The sequence below is a fragment of the Kingella oralis genome, from assembly GCF_014054985.1.
Lineage (GTDB): Bacteria > Pseudomonadota > Gammaproteobacteria > Burkholderiales > Neisseriaceae > Kingella_B > Kingella_B oralis.
On sequence record NZ_CP059569.1, the window covers coordinates 1,423,277 to 1,445,712 of the forward strand.

22 protein-coding genes and 2 tRNA genes are annotated in these 22,436 nt (G+C 53.6%); 7 read left to right on the forward strand and 17 right to left on the reverse strand.

The window, feature by feature from the left end:
- The first annotated feature begins 53 nt into the window (after positions 1-53).
- From H3L93_RS07670 to H3L93_RS07685, 4 genes are all read left to right on the forward strand, one after another.
- On the forward strand, positions 54-896 hold the full coding sequence (locus tag H3L93_RS07670) for a hypothetical protein (protein ID WP_003794516.1): 843 nt from the start codon (positions 54-56) through the stop codon (positions 894-896).
- Positions 893-2,224 carry a UDP-N-acetylmuramoyl-L-alanine--D-glutamate ligase gene (murD, locus tag H3L93_RS07675; protein WP_003794514.1) on the forward strand — a complete coding sequence of 444 codons (1,332 nt, stop codon included), beginning with the start codon at positions 893-895 and terminating at the stop codon, positions 2,222-2,224. The genes H3L93_RS07670 and murD overlap by 4 nt, the downstream gene beginning before the upstream one ends.
- An 88-nt stretch (positions 2,225-2,312) precedes the next feature.
- The gene (locus tag H3L93_RS07680; RefSeq protein WP_040558145.1) at positions 2,313-3,317 is read left to right on the forward strand and encodes a DUF1887 family protein; all 1,005 of its coding nucleotides are present in this window, start codon (positions 2,313-2,315) and stop codon (positions 3,315-3,317) included.
- 60 nt (positions 3,318-3,377) lie between these two features.
- The gene (locus H3L93_RS07685) at positions 3,378-3,824 is read left to right on the forward strand and encodes an META domain-containing protein (RefSeq protein ID WP_003794510.1); all 447 of its coding nucleotides are present in this window, start codon (positions 3,378-3,380) and stop codon (positions 3,822-3,824) included.
- Between the two features lie 73 nt (positions 3,825-3,897).
- On the opposite strand, the gene H3L93_RS07690 is transcribed toward H3L93_RS07685, so the two are convergent.
- The 11 genes from H3L93_RS07690 to H3L93_RS07740 all read right to left on the reverse strand — a co-directional run bounded on the left by H3L93_RS07690 (position 3,898) and on the right by H3L93_RS07740 (position 12,747).
- Positions 3,898-4,518 (reverse strand): L-threonylcarbamoyladenylate synthase, encoded by a 621-nt coding sequence (locus H3L93_RS07690; protein ID WP_003794508.1) that lies wholly within the window; start codon positions 4,516-4,518, stop codon positions 3,898-3,900.
- Between the two features lie 59 nt (positions 4,519-4,577).
- On the reverse strand, positions 4,578-5,054 hold the full coding sequence (pncC, locus tag H3L93_RS07695; RefSeq protein WP_003794506.1) for a nicotinamide-nucleotide amidase: 477 nt from the start codon (positions 5,052-5,054) through the stop codon (positions 4,578-4,580).
- A 26-nt stretch (positions 5,055-5,080) separates the two neighbouring features.
- Positions 5,081-5,842, reverse strand: coding sequence for a cell division protein ZapD (gene zapD, locus H3L93_RS07700; protein ID WP_003794504.1), 762 nt, complete (start codon positions 5,840-5,842; stop codon positions 5,081-5,083).
- A gap of 40 nt (positions 5,843-5,882) precedes the next feature.
- Positions 5,883-6,491, reverse strand: a complete 609-nt coding sequence (gene coaE, locus H3L93_RS07705; RefSeq protein ID WP_003794503.1) for a dephospho-CoA kinase — start codon at positions 6,489-6,491, stop codon at positions 5,883-5,885.
- Position 6,492: 1 nt separating this feature from the next.
- Positions 6,493-7,326, reverse strand: coding sequence for a prepilin peptidase (locus H3L93_RS07710; RefSeq protein WP_040558143.1), 834 nt, complete (start codon positions 7,324-7,326; stop codon positions 6,493-6,495).
- Between the two features lie 10 nt (positions 7,327-7,336).
- Positions 7,337-8,620, reverse strand: coding sequence for a type II secretion system F family protein (locus tag H3L93_RS07715; protein WP_003794498.1), 1,284 nt, complete (start codon positions 8,618-8,620; stop codon positions 7,337-7,339).
- A gap of 23 nt (positions 8,621-8,643) precedes the next feature.
- Positions 8,644-10,329 (reverse strand): type IV-A pilus assembly ATPase PilB, encoded by a 1,686-nt coding sequence (gene pilB, locus H3L93_RS07720; protein ID WP_003794495.1) that lies wholly within the window; start codon positions 10,327-10,329, stop codon positions 8,644-8,646.
- Positions 10,330-10,538: 209 nt separating this feature from the next.
- Positions 10,539-10,614 (reverse strand) — tRNA-Thr (locus H3L93_RS07725).
- A 17-nt stretch (positions 10,615-10,631) separates the two neighbouring features.
- Positions 10,632-10,707 (reverse strand) — tRNA-Thr (locus tag H3L93_RS07730).
- Between the two features lie 95 nt (positions 10,708-10,802).
- Entirely contained in the window at positions 10,803-11,492 is a 690-nt protein-coding gene (gene lolD, locus H3L93_RS07735) for a lipoprotein-releasing ABC transporter ATP-binding protein LolD (protein WP_003794493.1), read from the reverse strand.
- Complete coding sequence (locus H3L93_RS07740) at positions 11,485-12,747, reverse strand: lipoprotein-releasing ABC transporter permease subunit (protein ID WP_003794491.1); 1,263 nt, start codon at positions 12,745-12,747, stop codon at positions 11,485-11,487. Before H3L93_RS07740 ends, lolD begins: the two co-directional genes overlap by 8 nt.
- A 268-nt stretch (positions 12,748-13,015) precedes the next feature.
- On the opposite strand from H3L93_RS07740, the gene recO reads away from it, so the two are divergent.
- Positions 13,016-13,759 (forward strand): DNA repair protein RecO, encoded by a 744-nt coding sequence (gene recO / locus H3L93_RS07745; RefSeq protein ID WP_040558353.1) that lies wholly within the window; start codon positions 13,016-13,018, stop codon positions 13,757-13,759.
- 174 nt (positions 13,760-13,933) lie between these two features.
- Here the strand turns inward: recO and H3L93_RS07750 are convergent, their stop codons facing one another.
- From H3L93_RS07750 to H3L93_RS07765, 4 genes are all read right to left on the reverse strand, one after another.
- Positions 13,934-14,074, reverse strand: a complete 141-nt coding sequence (locus H3L93_RS07750; RefSeq protein ID WP_003794487.1) for an entericidin A/B family lipoprotein — start codon at positions 14,072-14,074, stop codon at positions 13,934-13,936.
- A 128-nt stretch (positions 14,075-14,202) separates the two neighbouring features.
- Complete coding sequence (locus H3L93_RS07755; RefSeq protein ID WP_003794486.1) at positions 14,203-15,417, reverse strand: pyridoxal phosphate-dependent aminotransferase; 1,215 nt, start codon at positions 15,415-15,417, stop codon at positions 14,203-14,205.
- A 121-nt stretch (positions 15,418-15,538) separates the two neighbouring features.
- Positions 15,539-16,573 (reverse strand): dihydroorotase, encoded by a 1,035-nt coding sequence (gene pyrC, locus H3L93_RS07760; RefSeq protein WP_003794484.1) that lies wholly within the window; start codon positions 16,571-16,573, stop codon positions 15,539-15,541.
- Positions 16,574-16,653: 80 nt separating this feature from the next.
- On the reverse strand, positions 16,654-16,866 hold the full coding sequence (locus H3L93_RS07765) for a hypothetical protein (protein ID WP_155802986.1): 213 nt from the start codon (positions 16,864-16,866) through the stop codon (positions 16,654-16,656).
- Positions 16,867-16,985: 119 nt separating this feature from the next.
- On the opposite strand from H3L93_RS07765, the gene H3L93_RS07770 reads away from it, so the two are divergent.
- Positions 16,986-20,231: a DUF2339 domain-containing protein gene (locus H3L93_RS07770; protein WP_003794480.1), complete on the forward strand. Its 3,246-nt coding sequence runs from the start codon at positions 16,986-16,988 to the stop codon at positions 20,229-20,231.
- Between the two features lie 262 nt (positions 20,232-20,493).
- On the opposite strand, the gene H3L93_RS07775 is transcribed toward H3L93_RS07770, so the two are convergent.
- Positions 20,494-20,889 carry an RNA-binding S4 domain-containing protein gene (locus H3L93_RS07775; RefSeq protein WP_003794477.1) on the reverse strand — a complete coding sequence of 132 codons (396 nt, stop codon included), beginning with the start codon at positions 20,887-20,889 and terminating at the stop codon, positions 20,494-20,496.
- 88 nt (positions 20,890-20,977) lie between these two features.
- Between H3L93_RS07775 and H3L93_RS13420 the strand changes: the two genes are divergently transcribed.
- Complete coding sequence (locus H3L93_RS13420) at positions 20,978-21,631, forward strand: YbaN family protein (protein WP_003794475.1); 654 nt, start codon at positions 20,978-20,980, stop codon at positions 21,629-21,631.
- A 98-nt stretch (positions 21,632-21,729) separates the two neighbouring features.
- Here the strand turns inward: H3L93_RS13420 and H3L93_RS07785 are convergent, their stop codons facing one another.
- On the reverse strand, positions 21,730-22,434 hold the full coding sequence (locus tag H3L93_RS07785) for a 5'-methylthioadenosine/adenosylhomocysteine nucleosidase (RefSeq protein WP_155803108.1): 705 nt from the start codon (positions 22,432-22,434) through the stop codon (positions 21,730-21,732).
- Positions 22,435-22,436 lie beyond the last annotated feature (2 nt).

The window sequence follows — 22,436 nt, forward strand, 5'->3', positions numbered from 1 at the left end:
CTTTGCGTTTGTTAAAATCCCCTTTTCCCACGCAGCCTGAAAGCGAGTCCAACATGGCAGAAAAATCCGTTTACACCAAAGTCGTCGCCGTTATCGCCGTTGTGCTGTTCGGCGCAATGGGCTACGGCGGCTACCGCTTTATCCAAGCCGTTAGCGAGGGCGCGGCAGGCATCCAAAACACCGCCTCCCCCGTTGCCCTGCCCGAAATCAACCTAGAAGCCTCCGCCCCGCTGCTGCCCGTACCCGCCAGCGATGAAGCCAGCTCCGTGAGCACAGGCGAAGACGTGGTTATCAAAGCAGGCGATTTCTCCTACACCGCAGGCGAACCCAACATCCGCGTATCGCTCACAAACAAAGGCAACTTCACCGTTTCCACCGTTTACATCAGCCTCGCGCTCTACATCAACGACAGTAAACAAGCCGTAGCCGAAAACAAAAGCATCCCCATCACGCTAGACACCCCGCTGGAAGTGGGCGGCACAGTCGTTCTAGGCGTGCCCGCCGACGGCGTAACATGGCGCAGCGAAGCCGTTCAGGCTGCCAAAACGCGCAAAATCCTCGCCCAAGTGGTCGGCGTGAGCGACGAAGCGCAAAGCGACATTGCTTATTCGCAAAGCAGCGCGGGCAAATGGCTCACCCAAGTGCCCAGCCCCGAAGATAACGCCGCAACCAAAGCCTCCGCCAACACCCAGCCGCCGCCGATGCAGCCTGAAAACGAAGCCAACGAGCCGCGCATTGTCCCCGATGAACAAGAACTCGCGCCCCAAGAAAACGAATCGCCCGCGCCCGCCAAGCGCGAAAAACCGCGCAGCATCAAAGAAGAACTGGGCATGGAAGAAATGCCCACAGGCGAAACAGGCGTGATTTCATACGAACGCACAAGAGGCACTAAATGAACAATCAAAAAATCCTCGTGGCAGGACTGGGCAGCACAGGCATCTCCATCCTGCGCTATCTTGACCACATCGGCGCAAGCCAAGTCGCCGCCTACGATGAACAGCTCAGCGCCGAACGCCAAGCCGAACTCGCCGCGCAGTTCCCCCACTACCCTGCCCTTTCAGGCAGCCTGAAAACCGCGTTGGCAGATAAAACCATGCTGATATTAAGCCCCGGTGTGAGCCGTAGGCAGCCTGAAATCCGAGAATTTGAACAACGCGGCGGCGTGGTAACAGGCGATGTTGCCATCCTTGCAGACCTGCTGCGCCACCAACGCGACCAAATCATCGCCATCACCGGCAGCAACGGCAAAACCACCACCACCAGCCTAGTCGGGCATCTTTGCCAACAAAGCGGCTTGGATACCGTTGTCGCGGGCAACATCGGCACGCCCGTGCTCGACGCATGGCTGCAACGGCAAGGCAAAAGCGCCGATGTGTGGGTGCTGGAACTATCCAGCTTCCAACTGGAAACCACGCCCTGCCTTGCCGCCGCAGCCGCCGCCTGCCTCAACATCTCAGAAGACCACCTCAACCGCTACGACGACCTGCTGGACTACGCCCGCACCAAAGACCAAATCTTCAACGGCTGCCGTACGCAAATCCTCAACGCCGACGACCCCTTCTGCCGCGCCATGCACCGCCCCGAGCAGCAAACCCGTTATTTCTCGCTCGCGCAAGCCGCCGATTATTGGCTGGACCCCGTTTCAGGCAGCCTGAAACAACGGGATAGCGATTTCATGGCGCAAAGCCAAATCCCGCTGCAAGGCAACCACAACACCGCCAACGCGCTTGCCGCCCTCGCCCTATGCGAAGCCATCGGCATCCCGCGCAGCGAGCTGGTTCAACACATCCAAACCTTCAAGGGCTTGCCCCACCGCGTAGAAAAAATCGGCGCAAAAGACGGCGTGGTATACATTGACGACAGCAAAGGCACCAACGTAGGCGCAACCGTTGCCGCCATCGCAGGGCTGCCGCAAAAAATCGTGCTTATTGCAGGCGGGCAAGGCAAAGGACAAGACTTCGCCCCGCTTGCCTCCGTGTTGCAAGACAAAGCCCGCGCCGTGTTCCTAATTGGCGTGGACGCGCCCAAAATCGCCGCCGAACTCGCCGCGCGTAACGTGCCGCACCAGTTCTGCGACACGCTGCCACAAGCCGTTGCCGCCGCCCACGCCACCGCGCAGGCAGGCGACATCGTGCTGCTGTCCCCCGCCTGCGCCAGCTACGATATGTTCCAAGGCTATGCCCATCGGGCGCAAGTGTTTAAAGAAGCGTTTGAGCGGCTGTAAATCTTTGAGGCAGCCTGAAAACAGGTTTAACTTTATGATGTCCGAACTTCAATCACACTAATTTCCCAACTAAATAAGGAAATGCCAAATGGGTGTATATCGTTGTAACCATTGCAAATTCATTAGTGAACACATTATTCATCGCAGTATGCCGCCAACAAAATGTGCCAATTGCGGGCAAGATGTAACGGTGTACGAGACTGCGCCATTTATCCAACACATTATTGATCGTTGGGCAAGTGCTGTGCGTGAACTCAATGCCTTGAAAAATCAAGATAAAGAACCAGCCGAACAGCAACAAGCGCAGGAACATAATCAAAGCAACCCTTTGGACAATGTAAAACTATCCGACACCAATATTCTTGCTAATATTGAGCAGCACCAGCCACTAACCGATTGGTTTAAAAATAAACAAATTACTCCCGAATTTGATTGCGCTGCCATAGATATGAGTGGTTATTTTGACGAAGCTGCTGCAAAGATTGGCAAAAACTTCGCCATATTCCAAGATATTCTCAACAAAATTGCGTGGAACTACCGTAATAACCATAGTGGCTTAAACTTAGACTTAAAAAAATACAGTCAAAAAGAAGCGCAACAAATCAACAACATCTGTCGTGAATTTTATAGCCATACATTATTTTCTCGTTATACCTACCAAAAACAAGACAAGTTGATACACCTAAAACTGCAAGCCGCAACACCCATTCGTCAATTTTTTAACGGTACATGGTTAGAATGGTTTGCACTCAACGAAATACTTACCCTAGCTAAACAATATGGTAAAAATTACAACTTCTCTTGCGCCCGTAGCGCGAAAATTCGCTTTACCAACGAAGATTTGCACGAATTGGACGTGTTATTTTTACCAAAAAATAAACAACTCATTGTGATTGAATGCAAAACAGGGGAATACCGTCAAAATTTAGATAAATATTTGAATTTAAGAAAACGCTTGAATATCCCTACTGACAATTTTATTCTGTTGGTTACTAACATAAATGAAGCGCAAGCCAAATCACTAAGCAGTATGTATCAACTCACCTTCGCTACGCTAACTGGCTTAATAGAACAGTTGAAAAAAGTGATGTAAAAAATTTCAACCCACCGCTTTCAGGCTGCCTGAAAGCATCAATCAATAAGGAGAAACATCATGCTAACCAAAACCATGACATTATTCAGCGCAACCTTGCTGCTCGCCGCGTGCAACAGCACCGCACAGTCCAAGCCCGCCACGCCAGCCCAAGCCGCGCCCGCCGTGCAATCGGCTGCGCCCGCATCCATCCACCAAGTGTGGCACTTAACCGAATTAAGCGGCTTTAAAGGTGACATCCCCGCCAACGCCAAAATGGATTGGACAAAACTGCCCAACTCCTATGCCTACATGGGCTGCAACCACATGAACTTCCATGCCCAAGCCACATCAGGCAGCCTGAAACTGGGCGAGATGACTTCCACCATCATGCTGTGCGAAAACAATCAGCTAGAAGACGCGTTTACCGCCGCCATGAAGCGCGTGTCGCGCTATGAAATCAATGGGCAAACGCTGATTTTGCGTGGCAAAAATGGCGTGCAAATAAAATTTGCACCTGCGCAGTAGTCCGTCTATAAAAGGCAGCCTGAAAACGGTTAAACCCATTTTCAGGCTGCCTCCTATCGTTCAGTTTCGCCCATCACAACCCAAATACCCCCGCATCTCCCTTGCCCTGCCGCACCAATTCCACCCCATCCGTCATATCAATCACTGTGGTCGGCTCCGTGCCACACCAGCCACCATCAATCACCAAATCCACCGCATGTTCCAAGCGGTCGCGGATTTCATATGGGTCGGTCAGCGGCTCATCATCCTCAGGCAGCATCAGCGTGCTGCTCAACATCGGCTCGCCCAATTCTTTCAACAACGCCAGCGCAATCGCATTATCAGGCACACGCAGCCCAATCGTTTTGCGCTTTGGATGCAAAGTGCGATTCGGCACTTCCTTAGTTGCCTGCAAAATAAAGGTGTAGCTGCCAGGGGTTGCCGCTTTCAGCTGGCGAAACTGGCTGTTATCCACCTTAGCATAAGTGCCCAAATCGCTCAAATCCGCGCACATCAGCGTTAAATGATGCTTCAAATCAATCTTGCGAATCGCCAAAATCCGCTCCATCGCCGTCTTATCGCCCAGAGCGCAGCCAATCGCGTAACACGAATCGGTGGGATACACAATCACCCCACCCTTGCGCACAATCTCCACCGCCTGTTTAATCAACCGTTCTTGCGGGTTTTCGGGATGAATAGCAAAAAATTGAGACATGGCTTATTCCTTAAAAAAATGTTTTCAGGCTGCCTTTACACATTAGGCAGCCTGAAAAACTATTTCGTTGTTTTTAAATAATGTTCCAAAATCGCTAGCGCATACTGCACCGCCTGTTCGCGCACCATTTTGCGGTCGCCCTTAAAATGATACTGCTTCGCCCAAATGCGCTGCTTGGTAGCAAAGCCAAACCACACCGTGCCCACAGGCTTATCCGCCGTGCCGCCATCGGGGCCCGCAATGCCCGAAATGCTCAACGCATAATCGCTTTTCGCCGCAATCAACGCGCCCAACGCCATCTCGCGCACCACCTCCTCGCTCACCGCACCATAATGCCGCAGCGTATCGCTGTTCACATTCACCAGCTGCTCCTTGGCTTGGTTGGAATATGTGATATACGCGCGCTCAAAAAACGCCGAGCTGCCTGCAATGCTGGTCAATTCCGCCGCCAGCAGCCCGCCTGTGCACGATTCGGCACAAGTGATTTTTTGTTTACGCGCAATCAATTCAGATGCGATGTATTCAAGTCGTGTCATGGTGTTCTCGGTTCACAGCGCCGTTTTCAGGCTGCCTGCCGTATGGCAGAATCGCCATCAAAACTGCACACAATCATTTTAAAATCAATATCATGCGGGATAACCTCGCCCCGCATCCCTTCTTGGCTCGCCCGCACAAAACGAATATGCGTGAAATACTTATTCGCCGACACCTCGGGCAACGCCCCCAAACTTTGCGGAATTTCAATTGTCAGCAAATGAATGTTTTGCTCCATTTTGCTGTGTTCATAATGCCCCGCCTCAGCATGGCATTGCACAACAATTTGATTGCTGCGCAAAATTTCCAGCAGCAAATGCACGGCATGATACGTCGGCATCATAAATTGGCTCCAACGCTGCAAATCCTGCCTGCGTTTTCTCGCATCCACCTTTTGCCAAAAATAATAACTCGGCAGCTCAACAGGCGTGGTCCCCCCCGCCACCAACATGCGCTGTTTCACCGCCATCAGCCATTCATTTTCGCGAATATGCTGCCCAAATTTTTGCTGCACTTCCTGCAAATTCTGCGCCGTTTGGTTTAAACGCTCCAACATCGGCACATCATTTTGATATTTCTCACTTTGCCGCTGGCGTTCCAATTCCTGCAAAATATCCAACTTCAATTCCGCACGCGACGAGCTTTCCATAATCTCAAACAGCGTGCTTAACGCAATATGGTGCGACCATTTATCATCGCCAGAGGTGGCATGGTTGAAGCGGTTGAACAAATGCTCAATACGAATCAAGCTGCGAACGCGCTCGGTCAATGGGTGGTCAAAATTCAACATCTATATGATTTTCCTTATTTTTCACTGGCAAAACATCGTTTCAGGCAGCCTGAAACAACGCTAAATACGCGCGATGCTGCATCTCGACCGCCTGCTGCAAATCTTGCAGACTGCCTGTATTGGCAATCACATCATCCGCAACACGCAAACGCGCCTCATCGCTCGCTTGGGTAGCCATAATGGCGCGAACAGTGGCTTCTGTCAAACCATTGCGCGTCATCACACGCTGCACACGAATGTTTTCAGGGCAAGTAACCACTAAAATCCGTTCCACAAGCGATTGAAAAATAGGATGTTCCACCAAAGTCGGAATTTCCACCACACCATAGGCAGCCTGAAAATCCTGTTGCTGCCGCTCAATTTCCGCAAAAATCAGCGGATGCAAAATCGCCTCTAACTGCGCCTTTGCCTGCCCGTCCACAAACACACGCTCACGCATATACGCACGATTGAGGCAGCCTGAAACCGTGAGCACATCATCACCAAACTGGTGGCGAATCTGCTGCAATGCCATGCTGCCCGTCGTTTGCGTAAGCTGCCGCGAAATCGCATCTGCATCAATTCGCGGCACGCCCAAAGCAGAAAAATCGGCAGCGACTTGACTTTTGCCACTACCGATTCCACCTGTTAGTCCAATCCAAACAGTCATCTTAAAAGCCTGATTTCATCAGCCACCAGCGGATAAATTCGCCCACCGAGCCGTGAAATAAAAACACAAACCAACCTGCAATCGCTAAGCATGGACCAAATGCCATCGGCGTATTTCGCGCAATGCGTTTTACCAAAAACGCCGCAATGCCCACAAACGAAGCAACAAGTAAGGTAATCGGTATAACAGCAACACCCAGCCACGCTCCGATTGCCGCCAGCAATTTGAAGTCGCCATAGCCCATGCCCTCTTTGCCTGTGAGCAGCTTAAATGCCCAATACAATGTCCACAGGCTCATATAACCCACCATTGCACCGATAACTGCTTGTTCCAATGGCACAAAACCTGTTTTCAAGTTAAACAGCAACCCGAACCATATCAATGGCAAGGTCAGCTCGTCAGGCAATAATTGCGTATCCGCATCAATAAACGTCATCGCAATCACATATGCCGTAAACACACACGCGCCGATGGTTTCCAGCGAATAACCATATTGCCATGCCATCAGCCCAAACAACACGCCCGTTAACAATTCCACCAAGGGATAGCGGATACTAATCGGTGTATGACAAGAATAGCATTTACCACGCAAAATCAACCAACTAATCACAGGAATATTTTGCCAAGGCTTAACGCCAGCCCCGCAATTTCCGCAACGCGATGGCGGCGTAATTAAGTTGAAAGTCGGCTGCTCAATAGCTTCCAGTTCCAAATGTTCTCTCGCTGCCCGTGTCCACGTATTATTCAGCCACACGGGCAAGCGATAAATGACCACATTGAGAAAACTGCCAACTGCTAGACCAAAGATAACAGCAAAGACAATAATAATATCCAATGTTTATTCCTTAACCGATTGCATCACCAATGCTGAATAATGGCAGATACATCGCAATCAAAATTACACCTACGATACCGCCTAAAACAACCATGATGATGGGTTCCATTAAGGATGAAAGTGTCGCTACTGCCGCATCCACCTCATCTTCATAGAATTCAGCCACTTTATTTAACATATCGTCCAGCGCACCTGATTCTTCACCAATGGATGCCATCTGCACCACCATGTTAGGAAAAACGCCCGATGCTTGCATACCAGATGTGAGCGAAATACCTTGATTTACTTTACCGCGGATTTCATAAGTAGCTTCTTCGTAGATAATATTGCCTGATGCGCCCGCAACAGAATCCAACACTTCAACCAACGGCACACCCGCAGTAAACAGAGTTGCTGTTGTACGCGCCCAACGTGCAACTGTTGCTTTGCGTACAATTTCACCAAAAATCGGCATTTTTAATAACCATCCATCTACTCGTTTTTGGAATGCAGGAGAACGTTTATGAAATTGAACTAAGCCAACTATCGCACCAATCAATATTGGAATAATTATCCATCCTTGAGTTACAAAAAAATCAGACAAATTCATCATCCATTGCGTCAAACCTGGTAATTCTGCACCAAGTCCCTCATAAATTTTCTTAAAGGATGGCAATACAAACATCATCATGACCAAGATTAAAACAATCGCCACCACAATCACAGCAATCGGATAAGTGAGCGCACTTTTTACTTTTTTCTTAATGGCTTGCGTTTTTTCCATATAGGTTGCTAATTTATCTAGCAAACCTTCCAATACACCACCCGCTTCGCCAGCAGCAACCAAGTTGCAATAAAATTTATCAAAATATTTAGGATGTTGTGAAAAAGAACTCGCCAAGGAATTACCTTGCTCAACGCTATTTTTTACATCCAGCAGCAAATTGGTCATTGCTGCATTAGAATGACCTTTCGCCACAATATCAAATGCTTGCATCAGCGGCAAACCCGCTTTCATCATAGTAGATAACTGACGTGTAAACACTGCAATATCCGCAGAAGTAATCTTCTTCTGGCGTTGTTTTTTCATTTTTGTCAGTTGGATGATTTTGATTTGGCGGCGGGCTAATTTCTGACGTGCTTCATCTTCTGTTTTCGCCACCACCTCACCGCGCACAATCGAATCACTTTGTAGACTTTTTCCTTCAAACTGATAGCGATTGCCTTTTTCTACTTTCTTAACATTTGCAGCAGGCTTTTTTGCTACTAATTTCTTAGGAGCTGCTTTTTTAGCAGGTTTTGCTAGAGATGCCATAATAATTCCTTCAATTTAGACAATTATTCATTTGTTGTTGCGATTACTTCCTCTAACGAAGTAATGCCTTGCATAACTTTCAACAATCCAGAACGACGCAAATCCACCAATCCTTCTTCGTAGGCAATGTTGGCAATATCTACTTCCGTACCGCCCTTCATAATGACTTCTTTCATTTTTTCGGTCATCGGCATCACTTCATATAAACCAGCACGCCCTTTATAACCCTTGCCTTTGCAAGCATCGCAACCAACAGGGCGATACATAGTCCATTCTTTTGCCAAATCTTCTTCCGTAAACCCCACATCCAATAATGCTTCTTTGGGCGGACGCTCCATCGGTTGTTTACACGCCACGCACAAACGACGCGCCAAGCGTTGCGCCATAATCAAGTTTACCGCACTGGCAATATTAAAAGGCGCAACTCCCATATTGAGCATACGAGATAGTGTTGCGGGTGCATTATTGGTATGCAAGGTTGAGAACACCATGTGCCCCGTTTGTGCCGCTTTAATCGCAATATCCGCCGTACCCAAATCACGAATCTCACCAATCATGATAACATCCGGGTCTTGCCGCAGGAATGCTTTTAGTGCCGCTTCAAACGTTAAGCCTTGCTTATCATTTACGTTTACTTGGTTAATCCCTGGTAAGTTAATCTCGGCGGGGTCTTCTGCGGTGGAAATATTGATATCTTCGGTATTGAGAATATTTAAGCAAGTATAAAGCGATACCGTCTTACCCGAACCTGTTGGTCCTGTTACCAACACCATGCCGTATGGGCGATTGATGGCTTCCATAATCAGTTCTTTTTGGAAGTCTTCAAAGCCCAATTGGTCAATATTCAAGCTAGCCGCGTCTGAGTTCAAAATACGCATCACCACTTTTTCACCAAACAAGCAGGGCATGGTGTTCACACGAAAGTCAATGGCTTTGGCGTTTTTGGAAAATTGCAATTGGATACGACCGTCTTGTGGAACACGCTTTTCGGAAATATCCATTTTTGCCATCACTTTGATACGCGATGCCAGCTGGTTGCGCACAGAAAGCGGTGGTTGCACCACCTCGCGCAACTGCCCGTCGGCACGAAAGCGAACACGCGCCATAAATTCGTAAAATTCAAAGTGAATATCGGATGCGCCTGATTGAACCGCATCGGCCAGAATTTTTTGAATAAACCGCGCAACAGGCCCATCTTCTTCTTCCACGCCATCCACAATCATGGCGGGAGCTTGACCGTTTTCCAGTTGCGTGGCAGCAACGTCCATTTCTTTTAACAATTCGTTGTTGCTTTGACCAAACCAGTCCAACACATTGGTTAATTGGTCATCGCGCACCACCACCAGCTCAACTTGCAAGCCTGATGCAAACGCCAGTTTTTGCACATTTTGGATTTGCGTGGGGTCGGAAACGCCCACATACAAAGAACGTCCGCGCTTCAACAATGGGATGCAACGAAATTCTTTCATTTGTTCCGATGTCATCACGTCTTTAATTACGCGGCTGCGCGGATAGTAATTCAAATCCAAAACAGGGTAATTAAACAAGCGGGCGCACAATTCTGCCAACGCCTCTGGCGTGATGATTTTGTCGCCAAAAAGCAAGGGCATAACGGGTTTTTCTGCTTTTACGGCTGCTTGATATTTTTCAATATTCTCTTGCGGAACAAGTTTTTGCTGTACCAAAATACGCAATAAACCAATACTCATACTGCTTCCTGTTTATTCTTTATGCTTAATTAGACAGCCTGAAAATCTTGGGCTGCCTTGCGCATTAAACTGTAAAATTTCTCGGGCAATTATACCAAATCTCGCTTTAAGTGTTGCTTTATCTTAGCAAATGTAAAGTTTTTTAGGGAAAAGCGTTTTATTTGTGCGACAAATGAAAAAAAGCAGCTAAATTTAGCTGCTTTTTTATTTGGTGCCGGCGGCAGGAATCGAACTCGCGACCCCCTGATTACAAGTCAGGTGCTCTACCAACTGAGCTACACCGGCGTTAAAGGAGTGAATTGTGGTGCCGGCGGCAGGAATCGAACTCGCGACCCCCTGATTACAAGTCAGGTGCTCTACCAACTGAGCTACACCGGCACGGAAAGACGCGCATTATACGGCTATTTTTAAGTTTGACAAGTATTGAACGGGGCGTGGCAATCAGAGTTTTGTTTTTTATTGATAAATTATTTTCAGGCTGCCTGAAAGGGGAAAACGCCCCCATCTTGCACGGTGAGCACGCGGTTGAAGCGTTGAGCGAGTTCGTCGTCGTGGGTAACGACGATGAGTGCTGTGCCCAGCTCGGCTTGCAGTTCCAGCATCAGGTCTAGCACGAGCCGTGCATTTTTGCGGTCTAGATTGCCTGTGGGCTCGTCGGCGAGCAGGCATTTGGGATGATTAACAAGGGCGCGGGCGATGGCGGCGCGTTGTCGTTCACCGCCTGATAGCTCGGCTGGGCGGTGCTGGATGCGCTGAGCAAGACCAACTTTTTCCAGCATGGCTGTGGCGCGGGCTTCTGCTTCCTTGCGGGGTGTTTTCCCGATAAGCAGTGGCATCATCACGTTTTCTAGGGCGGTGAACTCGGCGAGCAGGTGGTGGAATTGGTACACAAAGCCTAGATTTTGGTTGCGCAATGCGCCGAGTTTGGCTTGGCTGAGTGTTTTGAGGTCTTGCCCGATGATTTTCAGGCTGCCTGAATCGGGTTTGTCTAATCCGCCTAGAATGTGCAGCAGGGTGGATTTGCCGCTGCCTGATGCGCCGATAATGCTCACGCTTTCGTTTTCGTTGATGCTGAAATTGAGGTCGCGCAGCACTTCAACGTTGAGCGCGCCGTCGTGGTAGGTTTTGGCGATGTGTTGGGCTTCTATAATGGGCTTATTCATAGCGTAGGGCTTCTGCAGGTTGGGTTCGGGCGGCGCGCCAGCTGGGGTAGAGCGTGGCGATAAAGGATAGGAGCAACGAGATGATAACAACGGTGATGACATCGGGTGCTTGGATGTCGCTGGGCAGGTAGTCAATAAAATAGACTTTGGCGGAGATAAGGTGCGTGCCTGTTTGCATTTCTATCCATTTGATGATGCTGCCGATTTTCCACGCCAGCAGCAAGCCGAAAACCAGCCCGAATAGCGTGCCGAGTATGCCTGCCACCATGCCTTGCACCACAAAGATTTTCATCACGCCGCGTGGGGATAAGCCAAGCGTGCGCAAGATGGCGATGTCGGATTGTTTTTCGGTTACCGCCATCACCAGCGAGGAGACGAGATTAAACGCGGCAACAATAATGATGCAGGTGAGCAGCAGGGAAAGCATCCGTTTTTCCATTTCTACGGCGGAAAAATAGCTGCGGTTGTTGTCGGTCCAATCTTGCACCCAGATGGTGTTGCGTTGGCTTTCGGGGATAAGCCGTTGCATCACGGCGGGGGCGTTTTGCGGGTCAGCAAGGCGCAGGCGTAGCAGCACGCTGCTTTCATCTTGGCGATAGAGTTTTTTGGCATCTTCTAGGTGAATCAAGGCTTTAACGTTGTCGGCATCTTCTACGCCTGTTTTCACAATGCCAACTACGTTGAACTGTTTGAGCCGTGGAGCTACGCCTGCGGGGGTTACGTTGCCTTCGGGCGTGATGACGGTTACTTTGTTGCCAATGTTTACTTCTAATGTTTTGGCAAGGGCTGAGCCTAGAATAATGTTGAATTCGTCGGGTTTGAGGTCGTTCAGGCTGCCTGCTTCTAGGTTGTTGGCGTAATCCACCACTTTGCGCTCTTGCTCAGGCAAGATGCCGTCTAGTTGCACGCCGCGCACTTCGCCTGCATTTGCCAGCAGAGCTTGCCCTGACAGCACGGGAGCGGTGGCGATGACTTCGGTTTTGTTGGCAAGCTGGGTTTGCAGTTGTTTCCATGTGGGAGCGTTGGCGGATTCGGTTTCGCTGGGCAAGTAGCTTACCATGGCGTGCGGGGCGATGTTGAGCAGTTGCCCGCGAATTTCTTTTTGAAAGCCGTTGACCACGGATAAGACGGTAATCAGGGCAATCACGCCAAGCGCGATGCCCACGATGGAGATTGCGGAGATAAACGACATGAAGCCGCTGCGTTTTTTGGCGCGTAGGTAGCGCAAGCCAATCCATGTTTCTAGTGATGCCATTTGTTTTCAGGCTGCCTTTGCTGGGGTTGGTGGGGATGAAAAGGGGGCGATTGTATCATTAAAAATGTTAAGGAATTTTCAGAAGGCTTATGCGTGGGATGTTTGTTGAATGGCGGGAGCGGATAGGCAGCCTGAAAAACTGCTTGGCGTTTTCAGGCTGCCTGTTTCGTTACCGCTTGCCATGCCGCTCTATGCACCTGCCTACATCGTTTTCCGTTTTCAGGCTGCCTCAACTATAATCCGCGCTTTTGTTGCAACAGGTTTGGGTATGTCTGGCCGTGTGAATCATCAACCGATTTTTTTGCTGACGGCGTTGCCGTGGCGCGAAAACAGCTTGCGCGTGGAAGCGTTCAGCCGCGATTTCGGGCGCGTGTCGCTGCTGGCGCGCAGTGCGCGGACGCGCGGTTCGGAACTGCGCGGGGTGCTGCTGCCGTTTGTGCCGATTTCAGCTTCGTGGTTCGGCAAGGAGGAATTGAAAACGGTGCATCGGGCGGAATGGCGCGGCGGTTGGGCGCAGCCGGTCGGGCAACGGCTGATGAGCGCGCTGTATGTGAACGAATTGGTGTTGAAACTGACCGCGCGCGAGGATGGGCAGCCTGAATTGTTTACGGCGCTGCACGATGTGTTGCGGGCAATTTGCACCGCGCCGCATTTTGCCAGCGCGTTGCGTTGTTTTGAATGGCGCTTGCTCACGCTGCTGGGCTTTGCGCCTGATTGGGCGCGCGATGCGGATGGGCGGCGCGTGGCGGCGGAGGGCTGGTATGCGGTGCAGCCTGAAACGGCGGTGCAAGCGGTGGGCGATGGCGACGCGGACGGCTGGGGCGATGCGGTGCTGGTGCGCGGCGATGTGTTGCTGGCGTTGGGCGCGGGCGATGAACGCGCGGCGGTGGATTGGGCGAGCGCGCGGGCGGCAACGCGCCTGCTGTTGGATTTCAGGCTACCTGACGAACTGCACAGCCGCAAGGTGTTGCAGCAGCTGAATGGATTGAAGCGGGGGTTGAAGGCAGCCTGAAATGGCGAAAACCCGTTTTAGCTTCGCAACTCCGCTTCGCTACGCAGGCTGCCTTTGGCGTGGATAACAAGGCAGCCTGAAAATAATCATGCCGCAGCCATGCAATACAATGCAATGCAAAACCGCCCAAGCGATAAACTTGGGCGGTTTTGTTTTTGCGAACTGCCGAATGTCTTACATTTTGTCTTTCACATCCTGAGCGGCATTGCTTACGGCGTTGCCTGCTGCGCTCACATCTTTGCCTGCGCCTGAAATGGTGTTGCAAGCGGAAAGGGCAAGCATGGATGTGATGGCGATGAGTACGAGTTTTTTCATGGTTAGTCTCCCTAAAAATGGATTTATACAGCAAGCGCTGCGCCGCTATCATACTGCTTTTTACCGCGCCCACGCAATCACTTTGGCTTGGCAAGCGCACCGCCCGCGCCTAGGCAGCCTGAAAACGCTTATTGCCGATAGCCGTGCAGGAAGCGGGCAAGGCGTTCAATCGCTTCTTCGATTTGGCTTTGGTGCGGCAAGGTAACCACGCGGAAGTGGTCGGGGCGTATCCAGTTGAAGCCCGTGCCTTGCACGATGAGCACTTTTTCCTGCGCGAGAAAATCGCGGGCAAATTGCACGTCGTCGCGGATGTTGAATTTTTGAATGTCCAGCTTGGGGAAAACGTAGAGCGAGCCTTTGGGGCGCACGCAGCTTACGCCGTCGATGTCGTTGAGCATTTCGGCGGCGATGATGCTTTGGTCGTAGAGCCGCCCGCCGGGAACGATAAGCTCGTCGATGCTTTGGTAGCCGCCCAATGCGGCTTGGATGCCGTGCTGCATGGGGGTATTGGCGCAGAGCCGCATGGAAGAAAGGGTGTTCAGCCCGTCGATAAAGCCCGCGGCGGCTTTTTTGTTGCCCGTGAGTATCATCCAGCCTTGGCGGAAGCCCGCCACGCGGTAGGCTTTGGACAAGCCGTTGAAGGTTACGCAAAACACATCAGTGGCAACGGCTGCCATGTGGTGGTGGATTGCGCCGTCGTACACGATTTTTTCGTAGATTTCGTCGGCGAAAATCATCAGGTTATGTTGGCGGGCGATTTCGGCAATTTCTTCCAGCACGGCTTGGCTGTATACCGCGCCGGTGGGGTTGTTGGGGTTGATGATGACGATGGCTTTGGTTTTTTCGGTGATTTTGGCTTTGATGTCGGCGATGTCGGGAAACCAGTCGGATGATTCGTCGCACAGATAATGGCGCACGTTGCCGCCCGATAGCGTGGCGGCGGCTGTCCACAGCGGATAGTCGGGCGCGGGAATCAGGATTTCGTCGCCGTCGTTGAGCAAGGCCTGCATGGTCATCAAAATAAGCTCGGACACGCCGTTGCCGATATACACGTCGTTTACGTCTAAATTGCGGATGCCGTGCGATTGGTAATATTGCACGATGGCTTTGCGGGCGGAATACAGCCCTTTGCTGTCGCAATAGCCTTGCGAGGTGGGCAGGTTGCGGATGATGTCCATCACGATTTCGTCGGGGGCTTCGAAGCCGAAGGGCGCGGGGTTGCCGATGTTGAGCTTGATGATTTGGTGCCCTGCTTCTTCCATTTTCATGGCTTCTTGCAACACGGGGCCGCGGATTTCGTAGCGGACGTTTTCTAAGCGGTGGGATTTGGGGAAGTGTTCCATGATGGCGCTTTCGTTAAGAGGGGTTAAGGAAAAGATGAATGTACTCGGTTTTGCATGGCTTGGAAAGATGCTTCAAACGGCAGCCTGAAACGCGCTTATCCGTTTTCAGGCTGCCTTGGAGCTATGCCGCCAGCGTCCAGCGCAGGGTTTCGCCCGCGCACATCGGCACCACGCGCGCGTCGCCGAAGGCAAAGCTGTCGGGCACGCGCTGTTCGCGTTTTTCCAGCGTGATGGTGCGGGTGTTTTCAGGCAGCCCGTAAAAGCGCGCGCCGTTTCGGGCGGCAAAGGCTTCCAGCTTGTGCAACGCGCCTGCGTCTTCAAAAATTTGCGCGTAAAGCTCGATGGCGTGCGCCGCGCTGAACATCCCCGCGCAGCCGCAGGCGTTTTCCTTGGCGGTTTGGGCATGGGGGGCGGAATCGGTGCCCAAGAAGAATTTGTGCGATGCCGCGCCCGTTACGGCGGCAATCAGCGCTTGGCGGTGGCTTTCGCGCTTGATAATCGGCAGGCAGTAAAAATGGGGGCGCACGCCGCCCACCAGCAGGTGGTTGCGGTTGTACATCAGATGCTGCGGGGTGATGGTGGCGGCGATGTTGTCGCCCGCTTGGCACACGAGCTGGGCGGCTTCGGCGGTGGTAATGTGTTCAAACACGATTTTCAGGCTGGGCACTTGCGCCATAATGGGCTGCATCACGCGCTCAATAAAGGCGGCTTCGCGGTCAAAAATATCAATGGCGGGGTCGGTTACTTCGCCGTGCGCCAGCAGCAGGATGTTTTGCGCCGCCATTTCGTGCAACACGGGCAGCAGTTTGAATAGGTCGGTTACGCCGCTGTCGGAATTGGTGGTTGCACCTGCGGGGTAGAGCTTGAAGGCGACGATGCCTGCGGCTTTGGCTTGGCGCACCAGCTCGGGCGTGGCGTGGTCGGTGAGATAGAGCGACATCAGCGGTTCAAACGGATTGCCCTGCGGCACGGCAGCCTGAATTCGGGCGCGGTAGGCAAGCGCTTGTTCTACGGTGGTAACGGGCGGTTTTAGGTTGGGCATCACGAGTGCACGTGCCATTTGGCGGGCGGTGTGCGGCACGACGGACTGCAAAGCGGCGCCGTCGCGGAAGTGGACGTGGAGGTCGTCGGGTTGGATAAGGGTAAGGGTTTGCATGGGCGTTCCTTTGGGGAGTGGATTTTGGGGATTTCAGGCTGCCTTTTGGGGTTTGGGGCGGCTGGGGGACGGATGCGATTTTAACAATTTAAGCGGGGCTTGTTGGCGGGATTTCGTTTGCGCAAGGCAGCCTGAAAAACATATTGCGGGATGATTGGCTTGGCTTGATTTATTCGGCATTTTGGCGACGAGCCGTCGCCACGCCATTTGAGGCAGCCTGAAATCTTTGTAAAACGCCCGATATCTCCACCCGCCGCCATTCCCGCGCAGGCGGGAATCTTAGCTAAATTCACACACGGCATTTCTGGTTTTAGCTTCGCAACTCCGCTGCGCTACGCAGGCTGCCGAACCCCTGCGCTTGCGGCTATAATTGCGCTTCATTCGCATCAACAAAAAGAACAGGCGGTTTGCTATGAATTTCTTGTTGTTCACGGTGTTGCCCGCGCTGGTTGTGGGCCAAGCGACCGATTTTCATTCGGGCGTAACCGCCTTTTTGATTTTATGCGCGGTGTGGCTGCAAAATCGGATGCGCGACAACCAACACGAGCAAGCGCGCAAGCAGCAAGACAACAAGCTGCGCGATTTGCAAAACGAGCTGGACATTTTGCACCAGCGCATCAATCAGCAAAACCAAACCATTCAGGCTTTGTTGCGGCAGCCTGAAAACGCCATCACGCGCGAACCCCTTAGGCAGCCTGAAAATGAGCAGCCTGAAAACCATTTAGCCGTGCCGCGGCAAACCGCAAGGCAGCCTGAAACGCAGATTGCGCCGGTTGCCGTTCAACCAACCGTTCAGCAAACTATTCAGCAAACCGTTCACGCGCCCGCCGCCCTTGGGCAGCCTGAAAATCAAAACGACGAATTCAATTTAGACACGTTGGATAACCGCCCCGCCGTCACCCCGTCCCTTTCTCAATCTACGGCGCAACCCGCTTCCGCCGCCCATCGGCAGCCCGAAACCGCTTGGCAAAACAACGAAGCCGAAGCCGCCCCCAACCCGCTTATCGCATGGTTTGTGCGCGGCAATCCGCTGTTGAAAATCGGCGTGGTGGTGCTGTTTTTCGGCTTGGCGTTTTTGCTGCGCTATGTGGGCAGCCATTTGCCGCTGTGGTTCAAATATTTGGCGGTGTTCGGCGCGGGGATTGCAGCGGCGTTGGCGGGCGAAAAATTGCACACCAAGAACCGCGAATACGGCTTGGTGCTGCAAGGGTTTGGCTTTGGCGTGATGTATTTGACCGCGCTGGCGGCGTTGAAGCTGCACCGCATTGCGCCTGCACCGCTGGTGTTTGCCGTGATGCTGGGCGCGGTGGCAGCGATGGCGGCTTTGGCAGTACGGCGCGATGCCCAAATCATGGCACAATTTGCGCTGGCGGGCGGCTTGGCGGCACCGGTTTTGATTTCGGACGGCTCGGGCAACTATTTGGTTTTGTTTACTTATTTGGCGTTGCTCAACACGGCGGTGGCGTGGATTGCGTGGCACAAGGCGTGGCGCGGGCTGAACATCACGGGCTTTGCGGGCACGTTTGCCATCGCGCTCTCTTGGGGGCTGCGCGATTACACGGCGGCGCATTTTGCGACAACCGAGCCGTTTTTGCTGTATCACTGGCTGCTGTACACGACGGTGGCGTGCTTTTTTGCGCGGCAAACGCTATCGCACGAGCCGTTGTCAGGCAGCCTGAAAAGCATTCCGAACGATGCGCCGCTGGAACGCATCATGGCGACGTTTGCCGCCTATGCCAGCCATATTCGCGGCTTGGACAGCACGCTGCTGTTTGGCACGGCGGTTACGGCGTTTTCCATGCAGTATCGGATGGTGGAACATTGGCAACAAGCGGCAGCGGCTTCGGCGTTGGGCTTTGCGGCGGTGTATGCCGTCTTTGCGTTGTGGTTTGCGCGGCAGGACGACGATTTTGCCGTGATGAAACAGGCGTTTGCGGCGTTGTCGCTGTTGTTTGTTACGCTGGCTGTTCCGCTGGGGCTGGATGGCGCGTGGACGGCGAGCGCTTGGGCGTTGGAGGCGGCGTTGGTGTATGCGTTTGGCATGAAGCTGCGCCAGCCGCACACGCGCTTGGCGGCGTTGGCGGTGTTTGTGTTGGCGGCGGTGGCGCAGTTGGGCGACTGGCAGTTGTTCCCGCGCGGCAGTGAAACGCTGATGGGCGGTTCTGTTGCTGGCACGCTGTGGCTGATGGCGGGCGGCGCGGCGATGGTGTGGACGTGGTTGAGGCAGCCTGAAAAGCTGGCGGCGTGGGAAAACGGTTTTCAGGCTGCCGTGCAGACGTTGGCGTTGGCAAACGCGGTGGCGTTGCCGATGATGCTGTTTGCCGAAACGGGCACGGCGTATGCGATGGCGGCTTATGCGCTGGCGTTGGCGGCAGCGCAGTTTCGCCATCAGAACAAGGTGTTGTCGGCGTTTGCGGCGGGCACGGGCTGGCTTGCCATGCTGTTGGCGGCAACAAGCAATCACGGCAGCCTGAAACTGACCGCGGCGGCGTGTGTGTTGGCGGCGGCATTTTTGCTGCACCGCAGCCGTTGGCAGCCTGAAAACGCGGTTACTCTGAACGCAGCGGCAGGCTGGGCGTTGCTACCGTTTGCCGCGCTGCTGGCGATGGCGGGCGTGTCGGACGTGTTGCCGCGCGCTTGGTCGCCGTCTGATTTTTGGGCGGTTTGGTGGGCGGTGTGGCCGCCGTTGTTGGCGGCATCGCGCGGGGGCAGATGGAAGCAGGGTTTGCAAACCTGCGCGGTGGCGGGCTGGCTGTATGCGTGGTCGCTGTTTTATGTGTTGTCGGATTGGGATGCGGGCACGCCTGTGTTTGCCACCCTCACTTTGGCGATGATGACGGCGCTGTCGCTGCGGGCGATGACTTGGCAGCCTGAAAAGCTGCGGCGCAGCGCGGCGTGGCACGGCATTGCGCTGGCGGTGTTCGGCGCGGCGTGGACGGCTTGGCTGGGCAAGCTGGGCGGGCGATACGCGGATGGCGTGTGGGCGCAGCTGGCTTGGCTAGCGGTGCCGATGCTGCTGTGGACGGCGTTTACCGCGTGGCGCAATCATCCGCGTTTGCAGCCGCGCGCGGTGTATTGGCGGTGGGGCAGCATGGCGGCGGCGGTGTTTGCGCTGGCTTGGCTGCTGGTGGCGAACTGGGTTGCGCCGCGCGCCAGCGGGCTGCCTTATCTGCCGCTGCTGAACCCGCTGGAATTGGCAACGGCGGCGATTGTGTGGCAAACGTGGCGTTGGCATGGCTTGTGGCTGGCAGAATACGCGCCCGATGAGCGGAAAATGCAGGCGGTGCTGCCTTCGGCGTTGGCGTTGTTTGCCGTGAGCGCGCTGGTGATGCGCGTGTGGCACGAATACGATGGCGTGGCTTGGCGGCTGCGCGATTTGCTCGCTTCGTTCGGCTTGCAGGCGAGCTTGTCGATTGTGTGGGCGTTGCTGGCGATTGGCTTGATGGTGCGCGGCAATCAAAAGGCGGCGCGCGCGTTGTGGTTCACGGGCGCGGGGCTGATGGGCGTGGTGGTGGCGAAGCTGTTTTTGGTGGAACTGGGCAACAGCGGCGGCGTGGCGCGGATTGTGTCGTTTATCGTGGTGGGGCTGTTGCTGCTGCTGGTGGGCTGGTTTGCGCCGATGCCACCGAGAGGTGGAGAGGGGGAGGAAGAGGGGTAGGTTGGTTTCTGGCTGGCTTTGGGGTGCGGGGAACGAGGCAGCCTGAAAATGGTTTGGCAGAATGTTGGCATGGCTGGTTTGGTTCAATATCTTGGCGATGAGCCGTTGTCGTTCCATTTAAGCAACCCGCGTGCGCAGCAAAGCTGCACACCCTACGCCTGTTGCTGCGCCCTGCCCTGTTTAGCTTTGTGAACAATAGGCAGCCTGAAACCGTTTACTGCGTTTCAGGCTGCCTTAACTTGCTTGGCGGGCGGTGGCGGCGTTACCAGCTATCCCGCTTCATTTTGTCTAGCTGGCGGCGATCGCGTTTGGTGGGGCGGCCGTCGGGGTAGGCGGCGGTGATGCGGCTGGCTTGGTCTAGCAGTTTTTGCGCTTCGCGGTTTTGCGCGGTGGCTTCGTCTTCTTGGTAGAGCAGTCGCGCTTCGGGCGCGGGGCGGCGTTGTTCGTTGAGCGCGAGCACGGTGAGTTTGTAGGGCAGCGAGTTCAGCGTTAAATCAATCACGTCGCCGACTGTGATGTATTTGCTGGTTTTGGCTTTTGCGCCGTTTACGCTGACGCGGTTGAGCTCAATTTGCTTTTGCGCCAAGCCGCGTGTTTTGAAAAAGCGGGCGGCCCAAAGCCATTTGTCTAGGCGCATGGTGGCGGGGGGTTGTTTCATCACGGTGTCCTTGTTGCATTAAACGGGCATATTTTACCAATTTTGCGGGTTGGTATAATCCGCTTCTTTTTATTTTCAGGCTGCCTATATGAATGACAATTTTGATTGGTGGGCGACGGCGGGGCTGGCTCTGGCGCCGTTGCTGCTGCTGGGGCTGATGCCCAAGAGCCGTGTGCGGGAGCTTTGGCTGCGCGGTTATTTGGGCGTGTTGCTGATTGCGGCGGGGCTGGGCGGCTGTTTATCGCTGCTGCTGCCGTTGGTGTTGCCGCCCGAGAGCCGTTTTTTGCATGGCTGGCGTTTTTTTTCGCTTCTGTCGGTGTTGCTGCTGATGCTGTCGGCGGGCTTGGTGCTGCTGTTGCCCAAAAGCAGGCTGAAAACGACGCTGGGCAACGGTTTGCTGTGGCTGGCGGGGGCGGTGGCTTTGGTGTTGGCGGCGATTGGGGCGGTGTTGCCTGTGATGCCGACCGTGCCGTTTTTGCTGATTACGTTTACTTGCTGGGCGAAGGCGTCGCCGCGTTTTAAGGCTTGGCTGTATCGCCATCCGAGGTTTGGCAAGATGATGCGCGATTGGCAGGAGAAGCGGGCGATTCCGCGGCGGGGCAAATATATGGCTTGGGGGATGATGTCGCTGTCTTGCTTGGGGCTGTTGATTCGGTTTCCTGAGCGGTGGTATGTGGGGGCGAGCGTGGGGGTGGTGTGTTTGTGTGTGGGGATTTATATGGCGCGGTTTCCTGATGCGTGAGGCAGCCTGAAAACAGCGTAGACCGGACGAGACAAAGGCAGCCTGAAAACGTGAAACGGCGTTTTCAGGCTGCCTTTTGCTTGGCATCGGCGGGCGGCTTACAGCTGCTTCACCAACTCCTCCACCATTTGCGCCGAATGCAGCGCGGCGGTGGCGAGAAATTCGTCAAAGCTGATGCTCGCTTCGCTGTCTGCGCTATCGGAAATGGCGCGGATAATCACAAATGGCTTGCCAAGCTGGTAACACGTTTGCGCGATGGCGGCGGCTTCCATTTCCACCGCTTGCGGGCTGGCAAATTCGCGGCAAATGGTTTCAATGCTGAACGTGTCGTTGATAAACTGGTCGCCGCTCACAATCAAGCCTTGGCGGATGTGGGCAGCCTGAAAAACCTTGGCGGCGCGCTCGGCGGCGTGTACCAAGCTGTGTTCACTCTCGTAGCTGGCAGGCTGCTGCGGCACTTGCCCGATGGCATAGCCAAACGCGGTTACGTCCACATCATGATGCGCAACTTGCGTGCCGATGACCACGTCGCCCACTTGCAAGCCTTTGCCGATGCCGCCTGCGCTGCCTGTGTTGATGACGCAGTCGGGCGAAAAATGCTCAATCACCAGCGTGGTGGCGATGGCGGCGTTTACCTTGCCGATGCCGCTTTGGCATAACACAATGTCTTTGCCGTGCAGCGTGCCCGTGTGGATGGTGGCGACTTTGCCGAAGCTGTGCGTTTTCAGGCTGCCTAATCGCGTTTTCAAATGGGCAACTTCGGCTTCCATCGCGCCGATAATGGCGATGGTGTTGGCAACCAATG

Excerpts from the sequence above, each read along its gene's own strand:
- pyrC (WP_003794484.1), bottom strand. The coding sequence starts at position 16,573 with ATGCAAACCCTTACCCTTATCCAACCCGACGACCTCCACGTCCACTTC.
- H3L93_RS07755 (WP_003794486.1), bottom strand. The coding sequence starts at position 15,417 with ATGGAACACTTCCCCAAATCCCACCGCTTAGAAAACGTCCGCTACGAA.
- coaE (WP_003794503.1), bottom strand. The coding sequence starts at position 6,491 with ATGACTGTTTGGATTGGACTAACAGGTGGAATCGGTAGTGGCAAAAGT.
- H3L93_RS07670 (WP_003794516.1), top strand. The coding sequence starts at position 54 with ATGGCAGAAAAATCCGTTTACACCAAAGTCGTCGCCGTTATCGCCGTT.
- H3L93_RS07775 (WP_003794477.1), bottom strand. The coding sequence starts at position 20,889 with ATGAAACAACCCCCCGCCACCATGCGCCTAGACAAATGGCTTTGGGCC.
- H3L93_RS07770 (WP_003794480.1), top strand. The coding sequence starts at position 16,986 with ATGAATTTCTTGTTGTTCACGGTGTTGCCCGCGCTGGTTGTGGGCCAA.
- recO (WP_040558353.1), top strand. The coding sequence starts at position 13,016 with ATGTCTGGCCGTGTGAATCATCAACCGATTTTTTTGCTGACGGCGTTG.
- H3L93_RS07690 (WP_003794508.1), bottom strand. The coding sequence starts at position 4,518 with ATGTCTCAATTTTTTGCTATTCATCCCGAAAACCCGCAAGAACGGTTG.
- H3L93_RS07680 (WP_040558145.1), top strand. The coding sequence starts at position 2,313 with ATGGGTGTATATCGTTGTAACCATTGCAAATTCATTAGTGAACACATT.
- H3L93_RS13420 (WP_003794475.1), top strand. The coding sequence starts at position 20,978 with ATGAATGACAATTTTGATTGGTGGGCGACGGCGGGGCTGGCTCTGGCG.
- murD (WP_003794514.1), top strand. The coding sequence starts at position 893 with ATGAACAATCAAAAAATCCTCGTGGCAGGACTGGGCAGCACAGGCATC.
- H3L93_RS07740 (WP_003794491.1), bottom strand. The coding sequence starts at position 12,747 with ATGGCATCACTAGAAACATGGATTGGCTTGCGCTACCTACGCGCCAAA.
- zapD (WP_003794504.1), bottom strand. The coding sequence starts at position 5,842 with ATGTTGAATTTTGACCACCCATTGACCGAGCGCGTTCGCAGCTTGATT.
- lolD (WP_003794493.1), bottom strand. The coding sequence starts at position 11,492 with ATGAATAAGCCCATTATAGAAGCCCAACACATCGCCAAAACCTACCAC.
- H3L93_RS07685 (WP_003794510.1), top strand. The coding sequence starts at position 3,378 with ATGCTAACCAAAACCATGACATTATTCAGCGCAACCTTGCTGCTCGCC.
- pilB (WP_003794495.1), bottom strand. The coding sequence starts at position 10,329 with ATGAGTATTGGTTTATTGCGTATTTTGGTACAGCAAAAACTTGTTCCG.
- H3L93_RS07715 (WP_003794498.1), bottom strand. The coding sequence starts at position 8,620 with ATGGCATCTCTAGCAAAACCTGCTAAAAAAGCAGCTCCTAAGAAATTA.
- H3L93_RS07750 (WP_003794487.1), bottom strand. The coding sequence starts at position 14,074 with ATGAAAAAACTCGTACTCATCGCCATCACATCCATGCTTGCCCTTTCC.
- pncC (WP_003794506.1), bottom strand. The coding sequence starts at position 5,054 with ATGACACGACTTGAATACATCGCATCTGAATTGATTGCGCGTAAACAA.